The organism is Streptomyces sp. NPDC005302 (genome assembly GCF_040607345.1).
Lineage (GTDB): Bacteria > Actinomycetota > Actinomycetes > Streptomycetales > Streptomycetaceae > Streptomyces.
Genome location: NZ_JBEXGN010000004.1, coordinates 1 through 17710 on the forward strand (window position 1 = coordinate 1; position 17710 = coordinate 17710).

The window sequence follows — 17710 nt, forward strand, 5'->3', positions numbered from 1 at the left end:
GACGGGTCCGCGCCAATACGGCCGGGAACGGTGGAGAACAGTTGGGGCAGGTGTCCCCGGCTCGGGCCACCCGGGGTCGACCGTCCCGGCTGCCTAGCGGGGAGCCTTTCAGCTCTGGCCGCCGGCGAGCTTCTCACGCAGAGCCGCCAGGGCCTCGTCCGACGCCAGGGCGCCGGAGTTGTCGTCCGACTCCGAGGAGTACGAACCGCCGCCGCCGCCACCGGACGCGGCCGGAGCCGCGGTGGAGGTGCTGGCGCCCTCGGCCTCGGCCTGGGCGTCCGCCTCGCGGGACTTGATGACCTGAGCCTGGTGCTGCTCGAAGCGCTGCTGCGCCTCGGCGTACTGGGTCTCCCACACCTCACGCTGGGATTCGAAGCCCTCGAGCCAGTCGTTGGTCTCGGGGTCGAAGCCCTCGGGGTAGATGTAGTTGCCCTGGTCGTCGTACGACGCGGCCATGCCGTACAGGGTCGGGTCGAAGTCGACCGACGCCGGGTCGGCACCGAAGGCCTCGTTGGCCTGCTTCAGCGAGAGGCTGATGCGGCGGCGCTCGAGGTCGATGTCGATGACCTTGACGAAGATCTCGTCGTTGACCTGGACGACCTGCTCCGGGATCTCCACGTGGCGCTCGGCCAGCTCGGAGATGTGGACCAGACCCTCGATGCCCTCGTCCACGCGGACGAACGCACCGAACGGGACGAGCTTCGTGACCTTACCCGGGACGACCTGACCGATCTGGTGCGTCCGGGCGAACTGCTGCCACGGGTCTTCCTGCGTCGCCTTGAGCGACAGGGAGACACGCTCGCGGTCCATGTCGACGTCGAGGACCTCGACGGTGACTTCCTGGCCGACCTCGACAACCTCGGAGGGGTGGTCGATGTGCTTCCAGGAGAGCTCGGAGACGTGCACCAGACCGTCGACGCCACCCAGGTCCACGAAGGCACCGAAGTTGACGATCGAGGAGACGACGCCGGAGCGGACCTGACCCTTCTGCAGGGTCGTGAGGAACGTCTGGCGAACCTCGGACTGGGTCTGCTCCAGCCAGGCACGGCGGGACAGGACCACGTTGTTGCGGTTCTTGTCCAGCTCGATGATCTTGGCCTCGAGCTCCTTGCCCACGTAGGGCTGGAGGTCGCGGACACGGCGCATCTCGACGAGGGAGGCCGGCAGGAAGCCACGGAGGCCGATGTCGAGGATGAGTCCACCCTTGACGACCTCGATGACGGTGCCGGTGACGATGCCGTCCTCTTCCTTGATCTTCTCGATGGTGCCCCAGGCGCGCTCGTACTGGGCACGCTTCTTCGAGAGGATCAGGCGGCCTTCCTTGTCCTCCTTCTGGAGAACAAGGGCTTCGATCTCGTCGCCGACCTTGACGACCTCATTGGGGTCGACGTCGTGCTTGATCGAGAGCTCGCGGCTCGGGATGACACCTTCGGTCTTGTAACCGATGTCGAGCAGGACCTCGTCCCGGTCGACCTTCACGATTACGCCGTCGACGATGTCGCCGTCGTTGAAGTACTTGATCGTCTCGTCGATCGCGGCGAGGAAAGCTTCCTCGTTGCCGATGTCGTTGACCGCTACCTGCGGCGTGGTAGAGGTGGTCTCGGTGCTGCTCGTCATGTGGGAAAGGGCTCCGGTACGGACAGTGAGTCGAAGGACTGCTCACGCCGGGAGCCCGTTTCGCCCTGTAGAAGCCGGACAGCCAAAGAAACGCCGCCCGGGAAACCCGGTGACGCCTCGAGAACCGAGGGGACATACATACAGATGCGAGCGTTACCTGCTACGTCTGAGGAGCGCAGGCCCGCAGCGCAACTTGTAGCATACGGGGGCAGCCGGGCAGGGTCAATGCGCGAAGGCGCACACCCGGGGCGGATCGCCCCAATCCCGGCACAAGACCTGTCTCACGAGGCCACGCGGGCAGCCGAACACCTCTGCCGTGACACGCCCGAGACGGGTTGGACGGAAGAGTACGACGAGGGAGCCGATCATCCAAGAGCCCGAACCGTTCGAACCGGAAGCCACCCGACGCGCCGCCGATCTCACCGAGAGTTCGCGGGCGAACAGGGGCTGGTGGGACCGGAACGCGGACGAGTACCAGATCGAACACGGCACGTTCCTCGGTGACGACCGGTTCGTGTGGAGCCCCGAGGGTCTCGACGAGGTGGAGGCCGAGCTGCTCGGCCCGCCGGAGGATCTCAAGGACAAGGACATCCTGGAGATCGGCGCCGGTGCGGCGCAGTGCTCCCGCTGGCTTGCGGGGCAGGGCGCGCGTCCGGTCGCCCTGGACCTCTCCCACCGCCAGCTCCAGCACGCGCTGCGGATCGGCGGCGGGGTGCCGCTGGTGCAGGCGGACGCCTCCGCCCTGCCCTTCGCGGACGCCTCCTTCGACCTCGCGTGCTCGGCGTACGGAGCGCTGCCGTTCATCGCCGACCAGGTCCTGGTGCTGCGCGAGGTGCGCCGGGTGCTGCGCCCGGGCGGCCGTTTCGTCTTCTCCGTCACCCACCCGATCCGCTGGGCGTTCCCCGACGAGCCCGGCCCGGAGGGCCTGTCGGTGTCCGCGTCCTACTTCGATCGCACCCCTTACGTGGAGCAGGACGACGAGGGCCGCGCGGTCTACGTCGAGCACCACAGGACGGTCGGCGACCGGGTGCGGGACGTGGTGGCCGGCGGTTTCCGTCTGGTCGACCTCGTCGAGCCGCAGTGGCCCGCCTGGAACACCCAGGAGTGGGGCGGCTGGTCCCCGCTGCGCGGCAACCTGATCCCGGGCACGGCGATCTTCGTGTGCGAACGGGACTGAACCGGGCGGGACGAGGAGCGCGGGCCGGGACAGCGGGGACATAAGAGGGAACGGGCACGCGCGCGTGGGTGCCCACGCGCCGCACGCGCGCGGGAGCACCCGGTTTGACGCCCGTACGAGACTGGGGGCGTGATCCGTTACGACGCCCTGGACGTGCTGCCCGTACGCGGTGCCCTGCCCGGTCTCGACGACGCCCTGGCGGGGCACGGCGGGGCGGTGCTGGTGGCGCCGCCCGGCACCGGCAAGACGACGCTGGTGCCGCTGGCGCTGGCCGGGCTGCTGGACGACGGGCGCCCGCCGCGCCGGGTGGTGGTGGCGGAGCCGCGGCGGATCGCGGCCCGGGCCGCGGCGCGGCGGATGGCGTGGCTGCTGGGTGAGCAGGTCGGCGGGAGCGTCGGATTCACCGTGCGCGGGGAGCGGGTCGTCGGACGCCACGCACGCGTGGAGGTCGTCACGACGGGCGTCCTGCTCCAGCGGCTGCAACGCGACCAGGAACTGTCGGGCGTCGACGTCGTCGTGCTCGACGAGTGCCACGAGCGGCATCTGGACGCCGACACCGTGGCCGCGTTCCTCCTCGACGTGCGCGCCGCGCTCCGGCCCGAGCTGCGGCTGGTCGCGGCGTCCGCGACGACGGACGCGGGAGGCTGGGCCCGGCTGCTCGGGGACGCCCCGGTCGTCGAGGCGCAGGGTGTCTCCTATCCGGTCGAGGTGGTCTGGGCCCCGCCCGCGCGTCCGGTGCGGCCCCCGCACGGGATGCGGGTGGACCCGGCGCTCCTGACTCATGTGGCGTCGATGGTGCGGCGGGCGCTGGCCGAACGGACCGGTGACGTCCTGTGCTTCCTTCCCGGCGTGGGGGAGATCGCGCGGGTCGCGGGACAGCTGGGCGGCCTCGGCGACGTCGACGTCCTTCAGGTCCACGGCCGGGCGCCGGCCGCCGTGCAGGACGCGGTGCTCACGGCGGCCGAGCGGCGCCGGGTGGTCCTCGCGACGTCGGTGGCCGAGTCGTCCCTGACGGTTCCCGGGGTGCGCGTGGTGGTGGACTCGGGACTGGCGCGGGAGCCGCGGGTGGATCACGCGCGCGGGCTGAGCGCGCTGACGACCGTACGGGCCTCGCAGGCGGCCGGACGGCAGCGGGCGGGGCGGGCCGGGCGGGAGGCGCCGGGCGCGGTGTACCGGTGCTGGGCGGAGGCGGAGGACGGCCGGCTGGCGCGTTTCCCCGCGCCGGAGATCAAGGTGGCCGATCTGACGGCGTTCGCGCTCCAGGCGGCCTGCTGGGGCGATCCGGAGGCGACGGGGCTGGCCCTGCTGGATCCGCCGCCGGGCGGGGCGATGGCGGCGGCCCGGTCCGTCCTGTCGGCCGTGGGGGCGGTCGACGCCGCGGGGCGGGCCACCGAGCGCGGTGTCCGCATGTCCCGGCTGGGCCTGCATCCCCGGCTCGCCCGGGCGCTGCTGGACGCGGCGCCGGAGGTGGGCGCGGCGCGGGCCGCCGACGTGGTCGCGCTGCTCAGCGAGGAGCCGCCGCGCGAGTACGGCGACGACCTGGCCGCGGCCTGGCGCGCGGCCCGGCGCGGCGGTGACGCCTACGCGTCCCGCTGGCGCACCGAGTCCCGCCGGCTGCGCTCGGCCGCGGCGGAGGCGGGCTCCACGGCGGGTCGCGGGCCGTCGTCCTCCGGCGCGCCCTCCCGGAAGGGAGCGGAGCGGGGCGACGGGGAGCGGCACGACGGTTCGGGGCACGACGGTTCGGGACACGGCACGCCCGGGGACGACCGGGTGGTCGGGCTCGTCGCGGCGCTGGCGTTCCCCGAGCGCCTCGCGCGCGTGCAGGGTGCCTCGCATCTCATGGTCAGCGGCACCCGAGCCGACGTCGGGGAGGGTTCCTCGCTGCGGGGCGCGCCCTGGCTGGCGGTGGCCGTCGCCGACCGTCCCGTCGGGAGCGGCCACGCGCGCGTGCGGCTAGCCGCCGTCACCGACGAGGGCACGGCACGGCGGGCCGCCGCCGGACTGCACTCCGAGGGCGAGGAGGTCCACTGGGCGCAGGGTGATGTCGTCGCGCGGCGGGTGGAGCGGCTGGGCGCGGTGGAACTGGCGGTGCGACCGCTGCGGAACCCGGGCTCCGGGCTCGTACGGGAGGCGTTGCTGGAAGGGTTGCGGGAGGAGGGGTTCGGTCTGCTGCGGTGGTCGGCGGACGCCGAAGTGCTGCGGCAGCGGCTGGCGTTCGTGCACCGGCGCCTCGGTTCCCCGTGGCCGGACGTCTCCGACGAGGCGCTGCACGCGCGCGTGGAGGAGTGGCTGGAGCCGGAGCTGGGCCGGGCCCGGCGGCGGGCGGACCTGGCGCGGATCGACGCCGGGCAGGCGCTGAACCGGCTGCTGCCGTGGTCCACCGGAGAGGCGGCCCGGCTCGACGAGCTGGCGCCCGAACGGATCGGGGTGCCGAGCGGTTCACGGATCCGCGTCGACTACGGCGATCCCGAACAGCCGGTGCTCGCCGTGAAGTTGCAGGAGATGTTCGGGCTGCAGGCGTCGCCCGCCGTCGCCGGTGTTCCCGTGCTGGTGCACCTGCTCTCCCCCGCCGGCCGGCCGGCGGCGGTGACGGCCGACCTGGCCTCCTTCTGGAAGGACGGCTACAAGGGCGTACGGGCGGAACTGCGGGGCCGGTATCCCAAGCATCCGTGGCCCGAGGACCCGGCGACCGCGGAGCCGACGCGGTTCACGAACGCCCGGCTCAGGCGCTGACGGGTTCGGGGTCGGCCGCCGGGGCCGGCGCGGCGTCTCCGGGCCTGCGTCCGCGTGCCTCCAGGTAGAGGGACAGCGCCAGCAGGGCGACGCCGAGGACGAGGAAGCCCCAGGGGAGGTACGAGGTCATCAGCAGGATGAGGGTGCGGTTGGACTTGACCAGGTCGACGGTGTGCTCGATGTAGTCCTCGCGCATCTTCACGTGTCCGGAGAAGGCGGTCACCTTGTCCCGGTCGCCGAGGAGGGTGCCGCCGCGCAGCTCCTCCTTGTGGATCTCCTCGCCGTAGACGGGTGCTCCGGTGAGGGGTTCGACCCAGAACCTGCGGACGGTGGTGTACCAGCGGGTGGTGCCTGTCTTGGCGACGGACTCCGGGGTGATGCCCCGGACGGGCATGATCTTGGGGAACGTCACCTTCGTCCAGGGGATGGTCTGCTCGAAGTAGTAGACCTTCACGCCCCGGAAGGTCCGGGTGTCCTTGTAGTGGATGGGCGCCGAGGTACGGGTCTGCGCGTCGAAGTACTCGTAGTCCCGCTTCTCCGTCCGGAAGGGCCATTTGAACTCGATGCCCTCGCGGGTGACGGGGTCGCCGTCGACGGACTCGCCGGTGGCGTGGACGGGGTCCTGGCTGTGGGCGTCGAAGATGTAGCGCTCGGGAAGCTTGGAGACCATCTTCCCGTCGGGGCCCTGGACGTAGGAGAGGGAGTCCCAGACGACGACGTCGCGGCCCGCGGTGCGTTCGATCCGTTCGGAGGCGCCGACGTTGCCCTTGAGGGTCTGCACGATGGTGACCTTGGGGACCTTCTTCGCCTGCATGGTGCCGTAGTCGAGGAGGGTCGCGTCCTTCGCCTCCAGGACCATGTCCTGGTACTGGCCGGCGGGGACCTTGGCCAGCCGCGGGAACGCGTACCAGCGCAGCAACGGGGACAGCGCCGTGAAGAACACGGCGAGCGCGAGCAGGATCAGGCTTGCCTTGCGGCGCATCTCGACGGCCCTCCCGGTGCGTGGGTCAGGGGTGCTTGGGGACGGTGGTGAGCATCGGCTTCGGCGAGGTCTGGCCGGCCGGCGAGCCCATGGCCGTGATGGTCAGGATCAGCGCGAGCGCCACGGCGAAGCCGGTCGCGGCGGCGATGAGGGCACGCATGCGGGCCTCCCGAGGGCCAGGAGCTGATACATCGTCAGGTCCGGCACCGTAGCAACGGCCGCGCGAGATGAGAACACGTCGAACAGCACTCACGCGCACAACGGAACAGGGCGCCCCCTCGCCGGTGGCGAGGGGGCGCCCTGAACGCGTGAACGGGCCGTCAGGCGGCGGGCGTCCCGGACGGCTCGGGTGCGGCGGCGACCGTCAGCTCGACGGTCAGTGTCGCGCCGCCCGTGGTGGTGATGCGGAGCAGGAAGGTGCCGGTGGTGTCGTCGGCGTACAGCTTCGGGAGCTTGAGGAGGCCGTCGGCGTCCATGGTGAGGTCCTTCAGGGTGCGGACGGTCTTGCCGTCGGCGTCCTTGAAGGAGGGGCCCTTGTCGTTCTCGGTGGCGTCGTCGGCGGACTTCACGAGGGTCGCGGTGGCGGCGACCTTGCCGGCGACGGCGCCCTTGTAGGTGGCCTTCACCTCGACCTGGTCGGCGAACTCGCCGCCGGGCACGCAGGTCAGCGCGGTGTCACCGGTGCGGGCCAGGGTGTCGGCCTCACGGGCGGTGACGGTCGCCTTGTGGTCGAGGCCGGCCAGGACACGGCCCACGACGGTGGCGCGGACGGTGAAGTCGCCGGTCTTCTCGCCCGCGACGAGCGCGGGGGCGGTGGCCGCGCCCAGCCCGTTCGTCATCACCGTGGCGACGTTCTCGCCGCCGGTGAAGGTGGCGTCGGTGTCGCCGACGACGGTGAAGCGCACCCGTACCCGCGCCACGGCCTTGTCGGCCTTGTCCTCGGTCCGCACCACGATCTTCTGCGCGAAGGTGCCCCCCGCCGTCGCGGTGAGCTTCCCGCTGCCCGCGTCCGCCAGGTGGTCCACCGTCTCGGTGGCCGTCGGCGGAGTGGTCGGTGGCGTGGTGGGCGGGGTGGCGGGTGGCGTGCTGGGCGGGGTCGTCGGAGGTTTTGTGGGAGGCGTCGTGGGAGGCGTGGACTTGGGCGGCTTCGGCGAGTTGTCGGGGTGCGAGGAGGCGGGCGGTGTGGTGCCGGGGCTCGGCGTGGTCGCGTCGTCGCTGTGGTGCGAGGGAAGCGTGCCGGTGCCGTCCGGCACCTCGTGCGTGCCCTTGCGGTAGAACTCCACCCACGACAGGACGGTGTTGAGGTACGCCGTCGAGTTGTTGTAGCTGAGAATCGACTGGTTCATCTGCGCCTGGACCGACATGTCGTGGTCGAAGCGGCACAGGTAGTGCCCGGCGGCGAGGGCCGCGTCGTAGATGTTGTTGGGGTCCTTCTTGCCGTCGTCGTTGCCGTCGCGGCCCGCCCAGTCCCAGGTGGAGGGGATGAACTGCATCGGGCCCACCGCGCGGTCGTACGTGCTGTCGCCGTCGTACGCACCGTGGTCCGTGTCGCTGATGCTGGCGAAGCCGTTGCCGTTCAGGACGGGTCCGAGGATCGGCGACAGGGTCGTGCCGTTCGCGTCGACGCGGCCGCCGCGGGCCTGGCCGGACTCGACCTTGCCGATGGCGGCGAGGAGCTGCCAGGGCAGGTTGCAGCCGGGCTTGGACGCGCGCAGCGACTCCTCGGCCTTCTTGTAGGCGTCGAGGACGCTCGCGGGGATGCCCGCCTCCGCGTCGCCCGTGGCCGCCGGTGTCCCGCTTCCCGCGGTCGGTGAGGGGTTCGGGCTGTCGAGCGGCGGCAGGTCCGTGTAGTAGCGCGAGTTGCCGGTCGCGGTACCGTCGTCGCCCGTGGCACTCGCGTCCTGGCCGACATCGGCTCCGGTGGTCTGTCTTCCGTGGCTGTCGGCGCTCACTCCGGGCGCCTGCGACGCGGACAGAGCAGCGACCGCGACCGCGGCCACCGCTGTGGTTGCCGCGCCCTTGCGCAGCCTCCTGCCGAATTGCGCCGCCATTGAGTGAAGCCCTCCCACCGACGGCCGGGCGAGCCTGCCGTCTCTCGGATGTCGGTGCGCTCCAGGTCCCGGTGCGCGCCCCGCCGCTCTCGTTTTCCTCCGCTGTCCGACCGTGCTCCCCGGCACGGTGACCCAGGCGACCCTACGACAACTTCCGTCGCGCGGGGAGCCGTTCGCGCCCGATATTCACCACTTGGCCATGTCCCGCCGTCCTCCATAATGGCCGTCAGTGATCAACCGGCCGGACATACCGGGCCAACAGTCGCCACAGGGGGACGACTTGCCTTTCACGCTCAGTCACGCGGCGGCGGTCCTTCCTGGCCTGCGCGGGGACGGAAGCGGACGCGGGAGGCTGGTTCCCGCCGTCCTCGTGGCCGGCTCCTTCTCCCCCGACCTGACCTACTACGCGGCGAGTGCGCTGCCCGGCGCGATGGAGTTCGGCTCCTTCACCCACGCGTTCACCGGGGTGTTCACCGTCGACGTGCTCATCGCGTGGGCCCTGGTCGGCGCGTGGCTGGGTGTGCGCGAACCGCTCGTGGCGCTGCTTCCGGCAGCCCTGCAGGGGCGGCCGGCCCGGCTGGTGCGCTGCGGGGCGCCGCGCGGACGGCCGCGTCCGGAGGTGGCCCTGTGGTGGTACGTCTCGGCCACGCTCGGCGCGCTGACGCATGTGGTGTGGGACGCCTTCACGCATCACGACCGGTGGGGCGTGCGGCTCGTCCCCGTCCTCGGGCGGGACCTGGCGGGCGCGCCGCTCTACTGGTACCTCCAGTACGGCAGTTCGGCGGCGGCGGCCGTCGTGATCGTGGGCTTCACGGTGACCGCTCTGCGCCGCACCCCGCCCGGCCCGGCCCTCGGGGTGCCGGTGCTGTCCGCCGCCGACCGGTGGCTGGCCTGCGGGGTCGTGGGGGGCTGCGCGCTGGCGGGCGCGACGCAGCGGGCGCTGCACTGGTGGGCGTACTGGGGGTCCGTCGCAAAGCCGTGGGAGCTGATTCCGGCCGTCTGCTTCGGCGGCGGCGCGGGCCTGGTACTCGGCCTCGCCCTGTACACCGTCGGGGTCAGGGTGTGGCGCCCTGCTCCGGTTCGTCCCAGCCCGGCAGCGGCCCGTACGGAGCCGAGCCGTCCGACCGCTCGCTGACCGTCGTCGCGGGGTCGGGAGTCGGGGGCAGGCCCCGTCCCCGGGCGAGGCCGCGGTGCACGGCCTGCGCGATGCGTTCGATGGTGCGGACCCCGTACGCCATCGTCGGGTTGTCGTGCGTCAGGACGACGATGCGGTAGGTGCGGGCGGGGCCGGTGAAGGCGCCGACGCTGTGGACGCGCCAGCCGTGGGTGGCGCGGGGCAGCCAGCCGTTCTTGAGATGGGCGGTCAGCCCCCGCGGCATCCCGGAGGGCACCCCCCAGCGCTGGTCGCCACGCACCTCGGTGAGCAGCCGCAGGCCGTAGCCGCGCGTCTTCAGGAACGAGCGGGCGTCGGTGAGCACGTCCAGCAGGCGCATCTGGTCGTCGGCCGTGGTGCGGGTCAGGCCGAAGTAGCCCTTCGGGCCGAGGACCGTGCGGCTCGTCCCGGCACGGCTCAGGAAGCGTGACAGGTAGCCGCGGCCGAGGTCGGTCCACAGACGCACGGCCGACGCGTTGTCGGACCGCGTGATCATCGGGCGGACGTTGGCCAGCTCCCAGCGGGTGAGCCCGCGCCGCAGGCCCTCCGCCCGGCGCAGGACACCCTCCATGATCATCACTTTGGCGATGCTCGCGGCGTCGTACTGCCGGTCACTGGCGACCGCGCAGCTGAGCCCGGTCCTGTCGTCGTGCACCGCGACGGACACGGCGCCCCGGCGGGCCGACAACGCCGCCTGGAGATCACGGGACATCCGGGCCGCCAGGTCGGGGTCCCGCGGGGCACGGCAGACGGCGGGCACCTGGGCGGTACCGGCGTTCGCCGCGACCGCGGGCACCGGCGCGAACAGCACCGGAACGACGGCCGCGGTCACCGTCACGGTCGCGACCACGACGGTCGCGGACATGGCCGTACGGCGGTGGAACGTGCGTATACCCATGCCCGCATCCTTACGGGCCCCCCGCGCGGTGGGCCCGCTGCGAGGGCCACGCGAGTGACACCACGGCCGACAGCTGTGGGCGACGCGGGTGACAGGCCGCTTGCCGGGGAACACGGGGCGGCCCGCGCCGGGTGTCGCTCGGGGTACGACGGACGTGGGACGGCCCGGCCCCGGCAGCTGCCGGGGCGCGAGGAACACGGGCCGCCCCGCCCCCGGCACCGGTCGGGACGCGAGAGACGAGAGGCGGCCCCGCACCGGGCATCTACCGAGGCGAGACAGACGCGGGCATCGCGGGACAGCCCGGCGCCGGTACCGGCCCGGGCGCGACGGACGTAGGCAGCCCGGCGTCGGCATCCGCGGGGCAACACGGCGACGGCATCGATCCGGGCGCTACAGACGCGGGACGGCCCGGCGTCGGCAGCTGGCATGGCGGCGGGGACATGGATGGACCGCACCCGCACGACTGTCGGACGCGGGACCCATCCGCTGCTCGCCTCACGCGAGCCCCGCGCCGCTGCCGGGGCGGCCGGCAGGTGGTGCGACCGACGGGGGCGGGCCCGGCACCTCCGTGGTGTCGGGCCCGCAGCCGTCGGTCGCGCCGGCGGTCAGTGTGCCGCCGACTCCCAGTCCGGGCCCGAGCCGACCGAGACGTCGAGCGGGGCGCGGAGCTGGACCGCGGACGCCATCTCGCGGCGCAGCAGCTCCTCCGTCCGCTCGCGCTCCCCGGGGGCGATCTCCAGGACGATTTCGTCGTGCACCTGAAGGAGCATGCGGGACTTGAGGTCCGCCTCGCGCAGCGCCCGGTCCACGTTCAGCATCGCGATCTTGACGATGTCGGCGGCCGTGCCCTGGATGGGGGCGTTGAGCGCCATGCGCTCGGCGGCCTCCCGGCGCTGCCGGTTGTCGCTGTTGAGGTCGGGCAGATAGCGGCGGCGCCCGAAGAGCGTCGCCGTGTAGCCCGTGGCGCGGGCCTCGTCGACCGCGCGGCGCAGATAGTCCCGCACTCCGCCGAACCGCTCGAAGTACGTGTCCATCAGCGCCCGGGCCTCGCCCGCCTCGATGTTCAGCTGCTGGGAGAGACCGAACGCCGACAGCCCGTACGCCAGGCCGTACGACATCGCCTTGATCTTGCGGCGCATCTCCGCGTCGACACCGGACCGCTCCACGGAGAACACCTGCGAGGCCACCGTGGTGTGCAGGTCCTCGCCGGAGGTGAACGCCTCCAACAGGCCCTCGTCCTCGGACAGATGGGCCATCACCCGCAGCTCGATCTGGCTGTAGTCCGCGGTCATCAGGGACTCGAAGCCCTCGCCGACCACGAAGCCCCGGCGGATCGCGCGGCCCTCGTCCGTGCGCACCGGGATGTTCTGGAGGTTCGGATCGGTCGACGACAGCCGGCCGGTCGCCGCGACCGTCTGGTTGAACGTCGTGTGGATCCGGCCGTCCGCGGCGATCGTCTTGATCAGACCCTCGACCGTGGAACGCAGCTTCGCCTGCTCGCGGTGCCGGAGCATGATCACGGGCAGTTCGTTGTCGGTCTGCGCGGCCAGCCAGGCCAGCGCGTCCGCGTCCGTCGTGTAGCCCGTCTTCGTCTTCTTCGTCTTCGGCAGGGCCAGCTCGCCGAAGAGGACCTCCTGCAGCTGCTTGGGCGAGCCGAGGTTGAACTCGTGCCCGGCCGCCGCGTGCGCCTCCTTCACCGCCTGCTGCACGGCGCCCGCGAACATCTGCTCCATGGCCTCCAGATGGGCCTTGTCGGCAGCGATGCCGTGCCGCTCCAGGCGCGCCAGCAGGCTGGAGGTGGGCAGCTCCACGTCCCGCAGCAGATCGGCCGAGCCGACCTCCTGGAGCTTCCCCTCGAACGCCTCACCCAGGTCGAGGATCGTGCGGGCCTGCGCCATCAGCGCGTCGGCCTCGGCCTGCTCGTCCGTGCCGAACGCGAGCTGCCCGTCGGCCGCCGCGGCCGGTCCCAGCTCGCGCCCCAGGTACTCCAGCGACAGCGCGTCCAGCGCGAAGGAACGACGGCCCGGCTTGACCAGGTACGCGGCGAGCGCGGTGTCCATCGTCACGCCCTCGATGGTCCAGCCGTGCTCGGCGAAGACCCGCATCGCGCCCTTGGCGTTGTGCAGGACCTTGCGCCGTGCCGGGTCGGCGAGCCACTGCGCGAACGCGTTCTCGTCGGCGGCGTCGAGCTGCGCGGGGTCGAACCAGACGGCCGGCCCCGCTCCCGCGGCCAGCGCCACCTCGGCGACGGAGCCCGCGCCCAGCCCCCAGGTGTCGACCGTGGACATACCGAGAACGGCCGGACCGTGCTCGGCGAGCCACGGCTTCAGCTCGCCCGCGCCCAGCACCGCGCCGTCGACGGCGACACCCTCGGCGACCGGCTGCTTCTCCTCGGCCTCCTCCGCCCCCGGATCGACCGCCAGCAGCCGCTCACGCAGCGACGGGTTACGGATCTCCAGGGTGTCCAGGACCATCGCGAGGGCCTTGCGGTCGTACGCGGCGCGCTCCAGGTCGGTGACCGTCCGGGGCAGCTCGACGTCCTTGACCATCTCGGTGAGCCGGCGGTTGAGCTTCACCGCCTCCAGGTGGTCGCGCAGGTTCTGCCCGGCCTTGCCCTTGACCTCGTCCACCCGCGCGACGAGGTCCGCGAACGAACCGAACTGGTTGATCCACTTCGCGGCCGTCTTCTCACCGACACCGGGGATGCCCGGAAGGTTGTCCGACGGGTCGCCGCGCAGCGCGGCGAAGTCCGGGTACTGCGCGGGCGTCAGCCCGTACTTCTCGACGACCTTCTCCGGAGTGAACCGGGTCAGCTCGGAGACACCCTTCGTCGGGTACAGCACCGTCGTGTGCTCGGAGACCAGCTGGAAGGAGTCACGGTCGCCGGTGACGATCAGCACCTCGAAGCCTTCGGCCTCGGCCTGCGTCGCCAGCGTCGCGATGATGTCGTCGGCCTCGAAGCCGTCGACCGCGAACCGCTGCGCGTGCATCGCGTCCAGCAGCTCACCGATCAGCTCGACCTGCCCCTTGAACTCGTCCGGCGTCTTCGACCTGTTCGCCTTGTACTCGGTGAACTCCTCGGAGCGCCACGTCTTGCGCGACACGTCGAACGCCACCGCGAAGTGCGTGGGCGCCTCGTCGCGCAGCGTGTTCGCCAGCATCGACGCGAAACCATAGATGGCGTTCGTCGGCTGGCCGGTCGCGGTCGTGAAGTTCTCCGCGGGCAACGCGAAGAACGCGCGGTAGGCCAGCGAGTGCCCATCCATGAGCATCAGGCGCGGGCGGCCCGTACCTGCGGTTTTCTCGGTCTTCTTCGATGCTGTCTCTGCCACACCCCCGATCCTGCCACGGTCCACTGACATCGAGAGCCGCCGCGGGCCGCCGCACCCGTCCCCGGCCGGAAATCCCCCGGCCCGCCACCGTCGCCGGGGACGCCGCGTGCGAGGATCGAACGGCTACGAACAGGCGCACACCGAGGTGCGCACGCGAAGGGGGGCCAGCGATGGCCAGCAAGCCGCCGGCCGGCGATCCGGTCCAGGACGCGCCGCAGGTCGCCGAGCCGAAGCACGCCGCGGCCGGGCTGCCCGCCATCGGACATACCCTGCGTATCGCCCAGCAGCAGATGGGTGTCCGCCGCACCGCGCTCACCCTGCTCCGCGTCAACCAGAAGGACGGCTTCGACTGCCCGGGCTGCGCCTGGCCCGAGCCCGCTCACCGGCACAAGGCGGAGTTCTGCGAGAACGGCGCGAAGGCGGTCGCCGAGGAGGCCACCCTGCGCCGGGTCACCCCGGACTTCTTCGCCGCGCACCCCGTCTCCGACCTCGCCGGCCGCAGCGGCTACTGGCTCGGCCAGCAGGGCCGCCTCACCCACCCCATGTACCTGCCCGAGGGCGGCGACCACTACGAGCCGGTCGACTGGCAGCGCGCCTTCGACATCATCGCCGGGGAGCTGAAGGACCTCTCCTCCCCCGACGAGGCCGTCTTCTACACCTCGGGCCGCACCAGCAACGAGGCCGCGTTCCTCTACCAGCTCTTCGCCCGCGAGCTCGGCACGAACAACCTGCCCGACTGTTCGAACATGTGCCACGAGTCGTCGGGCTCCGCCCTCTCCGAGACCATCGGCATCGGCAAGGGCAGCGTCCTCCTCGACGACCTCTACCAGGCCGACCTGATCATCGTCGCCGGCCAGAACCCCGGCACGAACCACCCGCGCATGCTCTCCGCCCTGGAGAAGGCCAAGAGCAACGGCGCGAGGATCATCACGGTCAACCCGCTGCCCGAAGCGGGCATGGAGCGCTTCAAGAACCCGCAGACCCCCCAGGGCATGCTCAAGGGCGCCGCGCTCACCGACCTCTTCCTGCAGATCCGCCTCGGCGGCGACCAGGCACTCTTCCGGCTGCTCAACAAGCTGATCCTCGCCACCGAGGGCGCCGTCGACGAGACGTTCGTCGCCGAACACACCCACGGATTCGAGGAGTTCGCCGAGGCCGCCCGGGCCGCCGACTGGGACGAGACGCTCACCGCGACCGGCCTCACCCGCGACAGCATCGACGAGGCCCTGAAGATGGTCCTCGCCTCGAAGCGCACCATCGTCTGCTGGGCGATGGGGCTCACCCAGCACAAGCACTCCGTGCCGACCATCCGCGAGGTCGTCAACTTCCTCCTGCTGCGCGGCAACATCGGCCGCCCCGGCGCCGGCGTCTGCCCCGTACGCGGCCACTCGAACGTGCAGGGCGACCGCACGATGGGCATCTTCGAACGCCCCGCGCCCGCCTTCCTCGACGCCCTGGAGAAGGAGTTCGGCTTCGCCCCGCCCCGCGAGCACGGCTACGACGTCGTACGGGCCATCCGCGCCCTGCGCGACGGCGAGGCCAAGGTCTTCTTCGCCATGGGCGGCAACTTCGTCTCCGCCTCCCCCGACACCGACGTCACCGAGGCCGCCATGCGGCGCGCCCGGCTGACCGTCCACGTCTCCACCAAGCTGAACCGCTCGCACGTCGTCACCGGCGCGCGCGCCCTCATCCTGCCGACCCTCGGGCGCACCGAACGCGACCTCCAGGGCGGCGGAGAGCAGTTCGTGACCGTCGAGGACTCCATGGGCATGGTGCACGCCTCCCGGGGCCGCCTGGAGCCCGCCAGTGAGCACCTGCTGTCCGAGCCGGCCATCGTGGCCCGCCTCGCCCGCCAGGTCCTCGGCGAGGGCAGCGCCACCCCCTGGGAGGAGTTCGAGAAGGACTACGCGACCATCCGCGACCGCATCGCGCGCGTGATCCCCGGCTTCGAGGACTTCAACACGCGCGTGGCCGACCCGGCGGGCTTCGCGCTCCCCCACGCCCCGCGCGACGAGCGCCGCTTCACGACGGCCACCGGCAAGGCGAACTTCACGGCCGCGCCCGTCGAGTACCCCGAGCTTCCCGCGGGCCGTCTGCTGCTGCAGACCCTGCGCTCGCACGACCAGTACAACACCACCATCTACGGACTCGACGACCGATACCGGGGCATCAAGAACGGCCGCCGCGTCGTCCTCGTCAACCCCGACGACGCCCGCGAACTGAAGATCGCCGACGGCAGTTACGTCGACCTCGTCGGCGAGTGGAAGGACGGCGTGGAACGGCGCGCGCCCGGCTTCCGCGTCGTGCACTACCCGACCGCCCGGGGCTGCGCGGCCGCCTACTACCCGGAGACCAACGTGCTGGTCCCCCTCGACGCCACCGCCGACACCAGCAACACCCCTGCCAGCAAGTCCGTGGTCGTCCGTCTGGAACAATCGGCAACCGACTGAGCGTTCGCTCAGTGAGGCGATCCACGACGTAGTGGTCCACGACGAACGGAGCAGGACCCGATGGGCGAACAGCACACCCCGACGTTCCCGCAAGAGGTCATCGACGAGTACGCGGCACTCGGCGTCGACCTGCCCGCCCTCTTCTCCGCGGGCCACCTCGGCAACCGCATGGGCGTCCAGATCGTCGAGGCCTCCGCCGACCGCGTCGTCGGCACCATGCCCGTCGAAGGCAACACCCAGCCCTACGGCCTGCTCCACGGCGGCGCCTCCGCGGTCCTCGCCGAGACCATCGGCTCCGTCGGCGCCATGCTCCACGGCGGCATCACCAAGATCGCCGTCGGCGTCGACCTGAACTGCACCCACCACCGCGGCGTCCGCTCCGGCCTCGTCACCGGCGTCGCCACTCCCGTCCACCGCGGACGCACCTCGGCGACGTACGAGATCGTCATCACCGACGAGGACGGCAAGCGCGTGTGCAGCGCCCGCCTGACCTGCATCCTCAAGGACGCACCCCAGAGCTGACGACCCCGGCCCGCCGGGGCCACCGGCCCCCCGGGCCAGAGTCGGGCGGGCCGGAGTCCGGCGGGCGGGCGCGGACACGAGACGGCCGCGGCACGGCGCCGCGGCCTCCCACGGACCGGCACGCCCCCGGACCGGACATGAATCCCGGGCACGGCACCCGCCAACTGCCGGATCCAACAGGCCCATTGACGGCGCCGTCCGCTCCCGCTCGGCGTGGGACGTGACCGGCATCGAGCCCGGCGGGCCGTACCCCCGGACGCCGTCGGCAGCCCCACCAGGACCGGCCGGGCGACCTGCCGACGTCGAACCCCGCACGCCTCGGCGCGCGTTGGGGCGAGCTGCCGCGCACGCACCAGCGGCCCGCCCGCGTCCCCGCCTCCGTCGCGACCGCAACCACCGGCTGCCCCGCCCCGCGGCCCTCCCCGGCCCCGCACCACCGAACCCCCGCCCGCGCCCCGCCGGCGTCACCGCCCCGCACCACGAGGGCCGCGACCCACAGACCGCTTCGCACCGTTCCGACGCCGGCGCCGCCCGCGCGGAAGCCTCGCCAGCGTCCGCCAAGTCGGAGTCGCGCACCCCGAGTTGGCCGCCGTCATCACACTCGGCTGCCACGGACAGTGAGGGCGGGCGCGCCCCGCCCGATCACCGTCCGTATCTCCGTATACGGGCGCGCCGCCCTCGCGCCGCCCCTCGGCCTCACCCGCCTCGACCCGCTCCTCGGCAACAGGACCGCACAGCAACAGCAAAGCTTCCCTTCGGCGGCGCCCGCCCCCGCGATCCGCGGAGCGGCCTGCG

11 protein-coding genes are annotated in these 17710 nt (G+C 72.3%); 5 read left to right on the plus strand and 6 right to left on the minus strand.

Annotation, left to right across the window (positions count from 1 at the left end):
* Positions 1 to 108: 108 nt before the first annotated feature.
* Positions 109 to 1617, minus strand: coding sequence for a 30S ribosomal protein S1 (rpsA, locus tag ABZT74_RS06765; RefSeq protein ID WP_355869874.1), 1509 nt, complete (start codon positions 1615 to 1617; stop codon positions 109 to 111).
* A gap of 316 nt (positions 1618 to 1933) precedes the next feature.
* Here rpsA and ABZT74_RS06770 point away from each other — a divergent pair, with 316 nt between their 5' ends.
* Positions 1934 to 2794 (plus strand): class I SAM-dependent methyltransferase, encoded by an 861-nt coding sequence (locus tag ABZT74_RS06770; protein WP_355869876.1) that lies wholly within the window; start codon positions 1934 to 1936, stop codon positions 2792 to 2794.
* 129 nt (positions 2795 to 2923) lie between these two features.
* Positions 2924 to 5527 carry an ATP-dependent helicase HrpB gene (hrpB, locus tag ABZT74_RS06775; RefSeq protein WP_356433655.1) on the plus strand — a complete coding sequence of 868 codons (2604 nt, stop codon included), beginning with the start codon at positions 2924 to 2926 and terminating at the stop codon, positions 5525 to 5527.
* Here the strand turns inward: hrpB and ABZT74_RS06780 are convergent.
* The 3 genes from ABZT74_RS06780 to ABZT74_RS06790 all read right to left on the minus strand — a co-directional run bounded on the left by ABZT74_RS06780 (position 5517) and on the right by ABZT74_RS06790 (position 8560).
* Positions 5517 to 6509, minus strand: a complete 993-nt coding sequence (locus ABZT74_RS06780) for a DUF3068 domain-containing protein (RefSeq protein ID WP_355869882.1) — start codon at positions 6507 to 6509, stop codon at positions 5517 to 5519. The genes hrpB and ABZT74_RS06780 overlap by 11 nt on opposite strands.
* Positions 6510 to 6534: 25 nt before the next feature.
* On the minus strand, positions 6535 to 6669 hold the full coding sequence (locus ABZT74_RS06785; RefSeq protein WP_356165415.1) for an SPW_0924 family protein: 135 nt from the start codon (positions 6667 to 6669) through the stop codon (positions 6535 to 6537).
* A 160-nt stretch (positions 6670 to 6829) separates the two neighbouring features.
* Positions 6830 to 8560 carry a lytic transglycosylase gene (locus ABZT74_RS06790; RefSeq protein ID WP_356433656.1) on the minus strand — a complete coding sequence of 577 codons (1731 nt, stop codon included), beginning with the start codon at positions 8558 to 8560 and terminating at the stop codon, positions 6830 to 6832.
* A 280-nt stretch (positions 8561 to 8840) separates the two neighbouring features.
* Between ABZT74_RS06790 and ABZT74_RS06795 the strand changes: the two genes are divergently transcribed.
* Positions 8841 to 9695: a DUF4184 family protein gene (locus ABZT74_RS06795; protein ID WP_356433657.1), complete on the plus strand. Its 855-nt coding sequence runs from the start codon at positions 8841 to 8843 to the stop codon at positions 9693 to 9695.
* On the opposite strand, the gene ABZT74_RS06800 is transcribed toward ABZT74_RS06795, so the two are convergent.
* Together ABZT74_RS06800 and polA are read right to left on the minus strand one after the other, a co-directional pair.
* Positions 9616 to 10611 (minus strand): serine hydrolase, encoded by a 996-nt coding sequence (locus ABZT74_RS06800; protein WP_356433658.1) that lies wholly within the window; start codon positions 10609 to 10611, stop codon positions 9616 to 9618. The two genes, ABZT74_RS06795 and ABZT74_RS06800, sit on opposite strands and share 80 nt — an antisense overlap.
* Before the next feature lie 605 nt (positions 10612 to 11216).
* On the minus strand, positions 11217 to 13943 hold the full coding sequence (gene polA / locus ABZT74_RS06805) for a DNA polymerase I (protein ID WP_356433659.1): 2727 nt from the start codon (positions 13941 to 13943) through the stop codon (positions 11217 to 11219).
* Between the two features lie 170 nt (positions 13944 to 14113).
* Here polA and ABZT74_RS06810 point away from each other — a divergent pair, with 170 nt between their 5' ends.
* Positions 14114 to 16393, plus strand: coding sequence for an FdhF/YdeP family oxidoreductase (locus tag ABZT74_RS06810; RefSeq protein ID WP_356165427.1), 2280 nt, complete (start codon positions 14114 to 14116; stop codon positions 16391 to 16393).
* Positions 16394 to 16453: 60 nt separating this feature from the next.
* Positions 16454 to 16915 carry a hotdog fold thioesterase gene (locus tag ABZT74_RS06815; RefSeq protein WP_266612847.1) on the plus strand — a complete coding sequence of 154 codons (462 nt, stop codon included), beginning with the start codon at positions 16454 to 16456 and terminating at the stop codon, positions 16913 to 16915.
* The last annotated feature ends 795 nt before the right edge of the window (positions 16916 to 17710 follow it).

Excerpts from the sequence above, each read along its gene's own strand:
- rpsA (WP_355869874.1), bottom strand. The coding sequence starts at position 1,617 with ATGACGAGCAGCACCGAGACCACCTCTACCACGCCGCAGGTAGCGGTC.
- ABZT74_RS06780 (WP_355869882.1), bottom strand. The coding sequence starts at position 6,509 with ATGCGCCGCAAGGCAAGCCTGATCCTGCTCGCGCTCGCCGTGTTCTTC.
- ABZT74_RS06785 (WP_356165415.1), bottom strand. The coding sequence starts at position 6,669 with ATGCGTGCCCTCATCGCCGCCGCGACCGGCTTCGCCGTGGCGCTCGCG.
- ABZT74_RS06790 (WP_356433656.1), bottom strand. The coding sequence starts at position 8,560 with ATGGCGGCGCAATTCGGCAGGAGGCTGCGCAAGGGCGCGGCAACCACA.
- ABZT74_RS06800 (WP_356433658.1), bottom strand. The coding sequence starts at position 10,611 with ATGGGTATACGCACGTTCCACCGCCGTACGGCCATGTCCGCGACCGTC.
- ABZT74_RS06810 (WP_356165427.1), top strand. The coding sequence starts at position 14,114 with ATGGCCAGCAAGCCGCCGGCCGGCGATCCGGTCCAGGACGCGCCGCAG.
- ABZT74_RS06815 (WP_266612847.1), top strand. The coding sequence starts at position 16,454 with ATGGGCGAACAGCACACCCCGACGTTCCCGCAAGAGGTCATCGACGAG.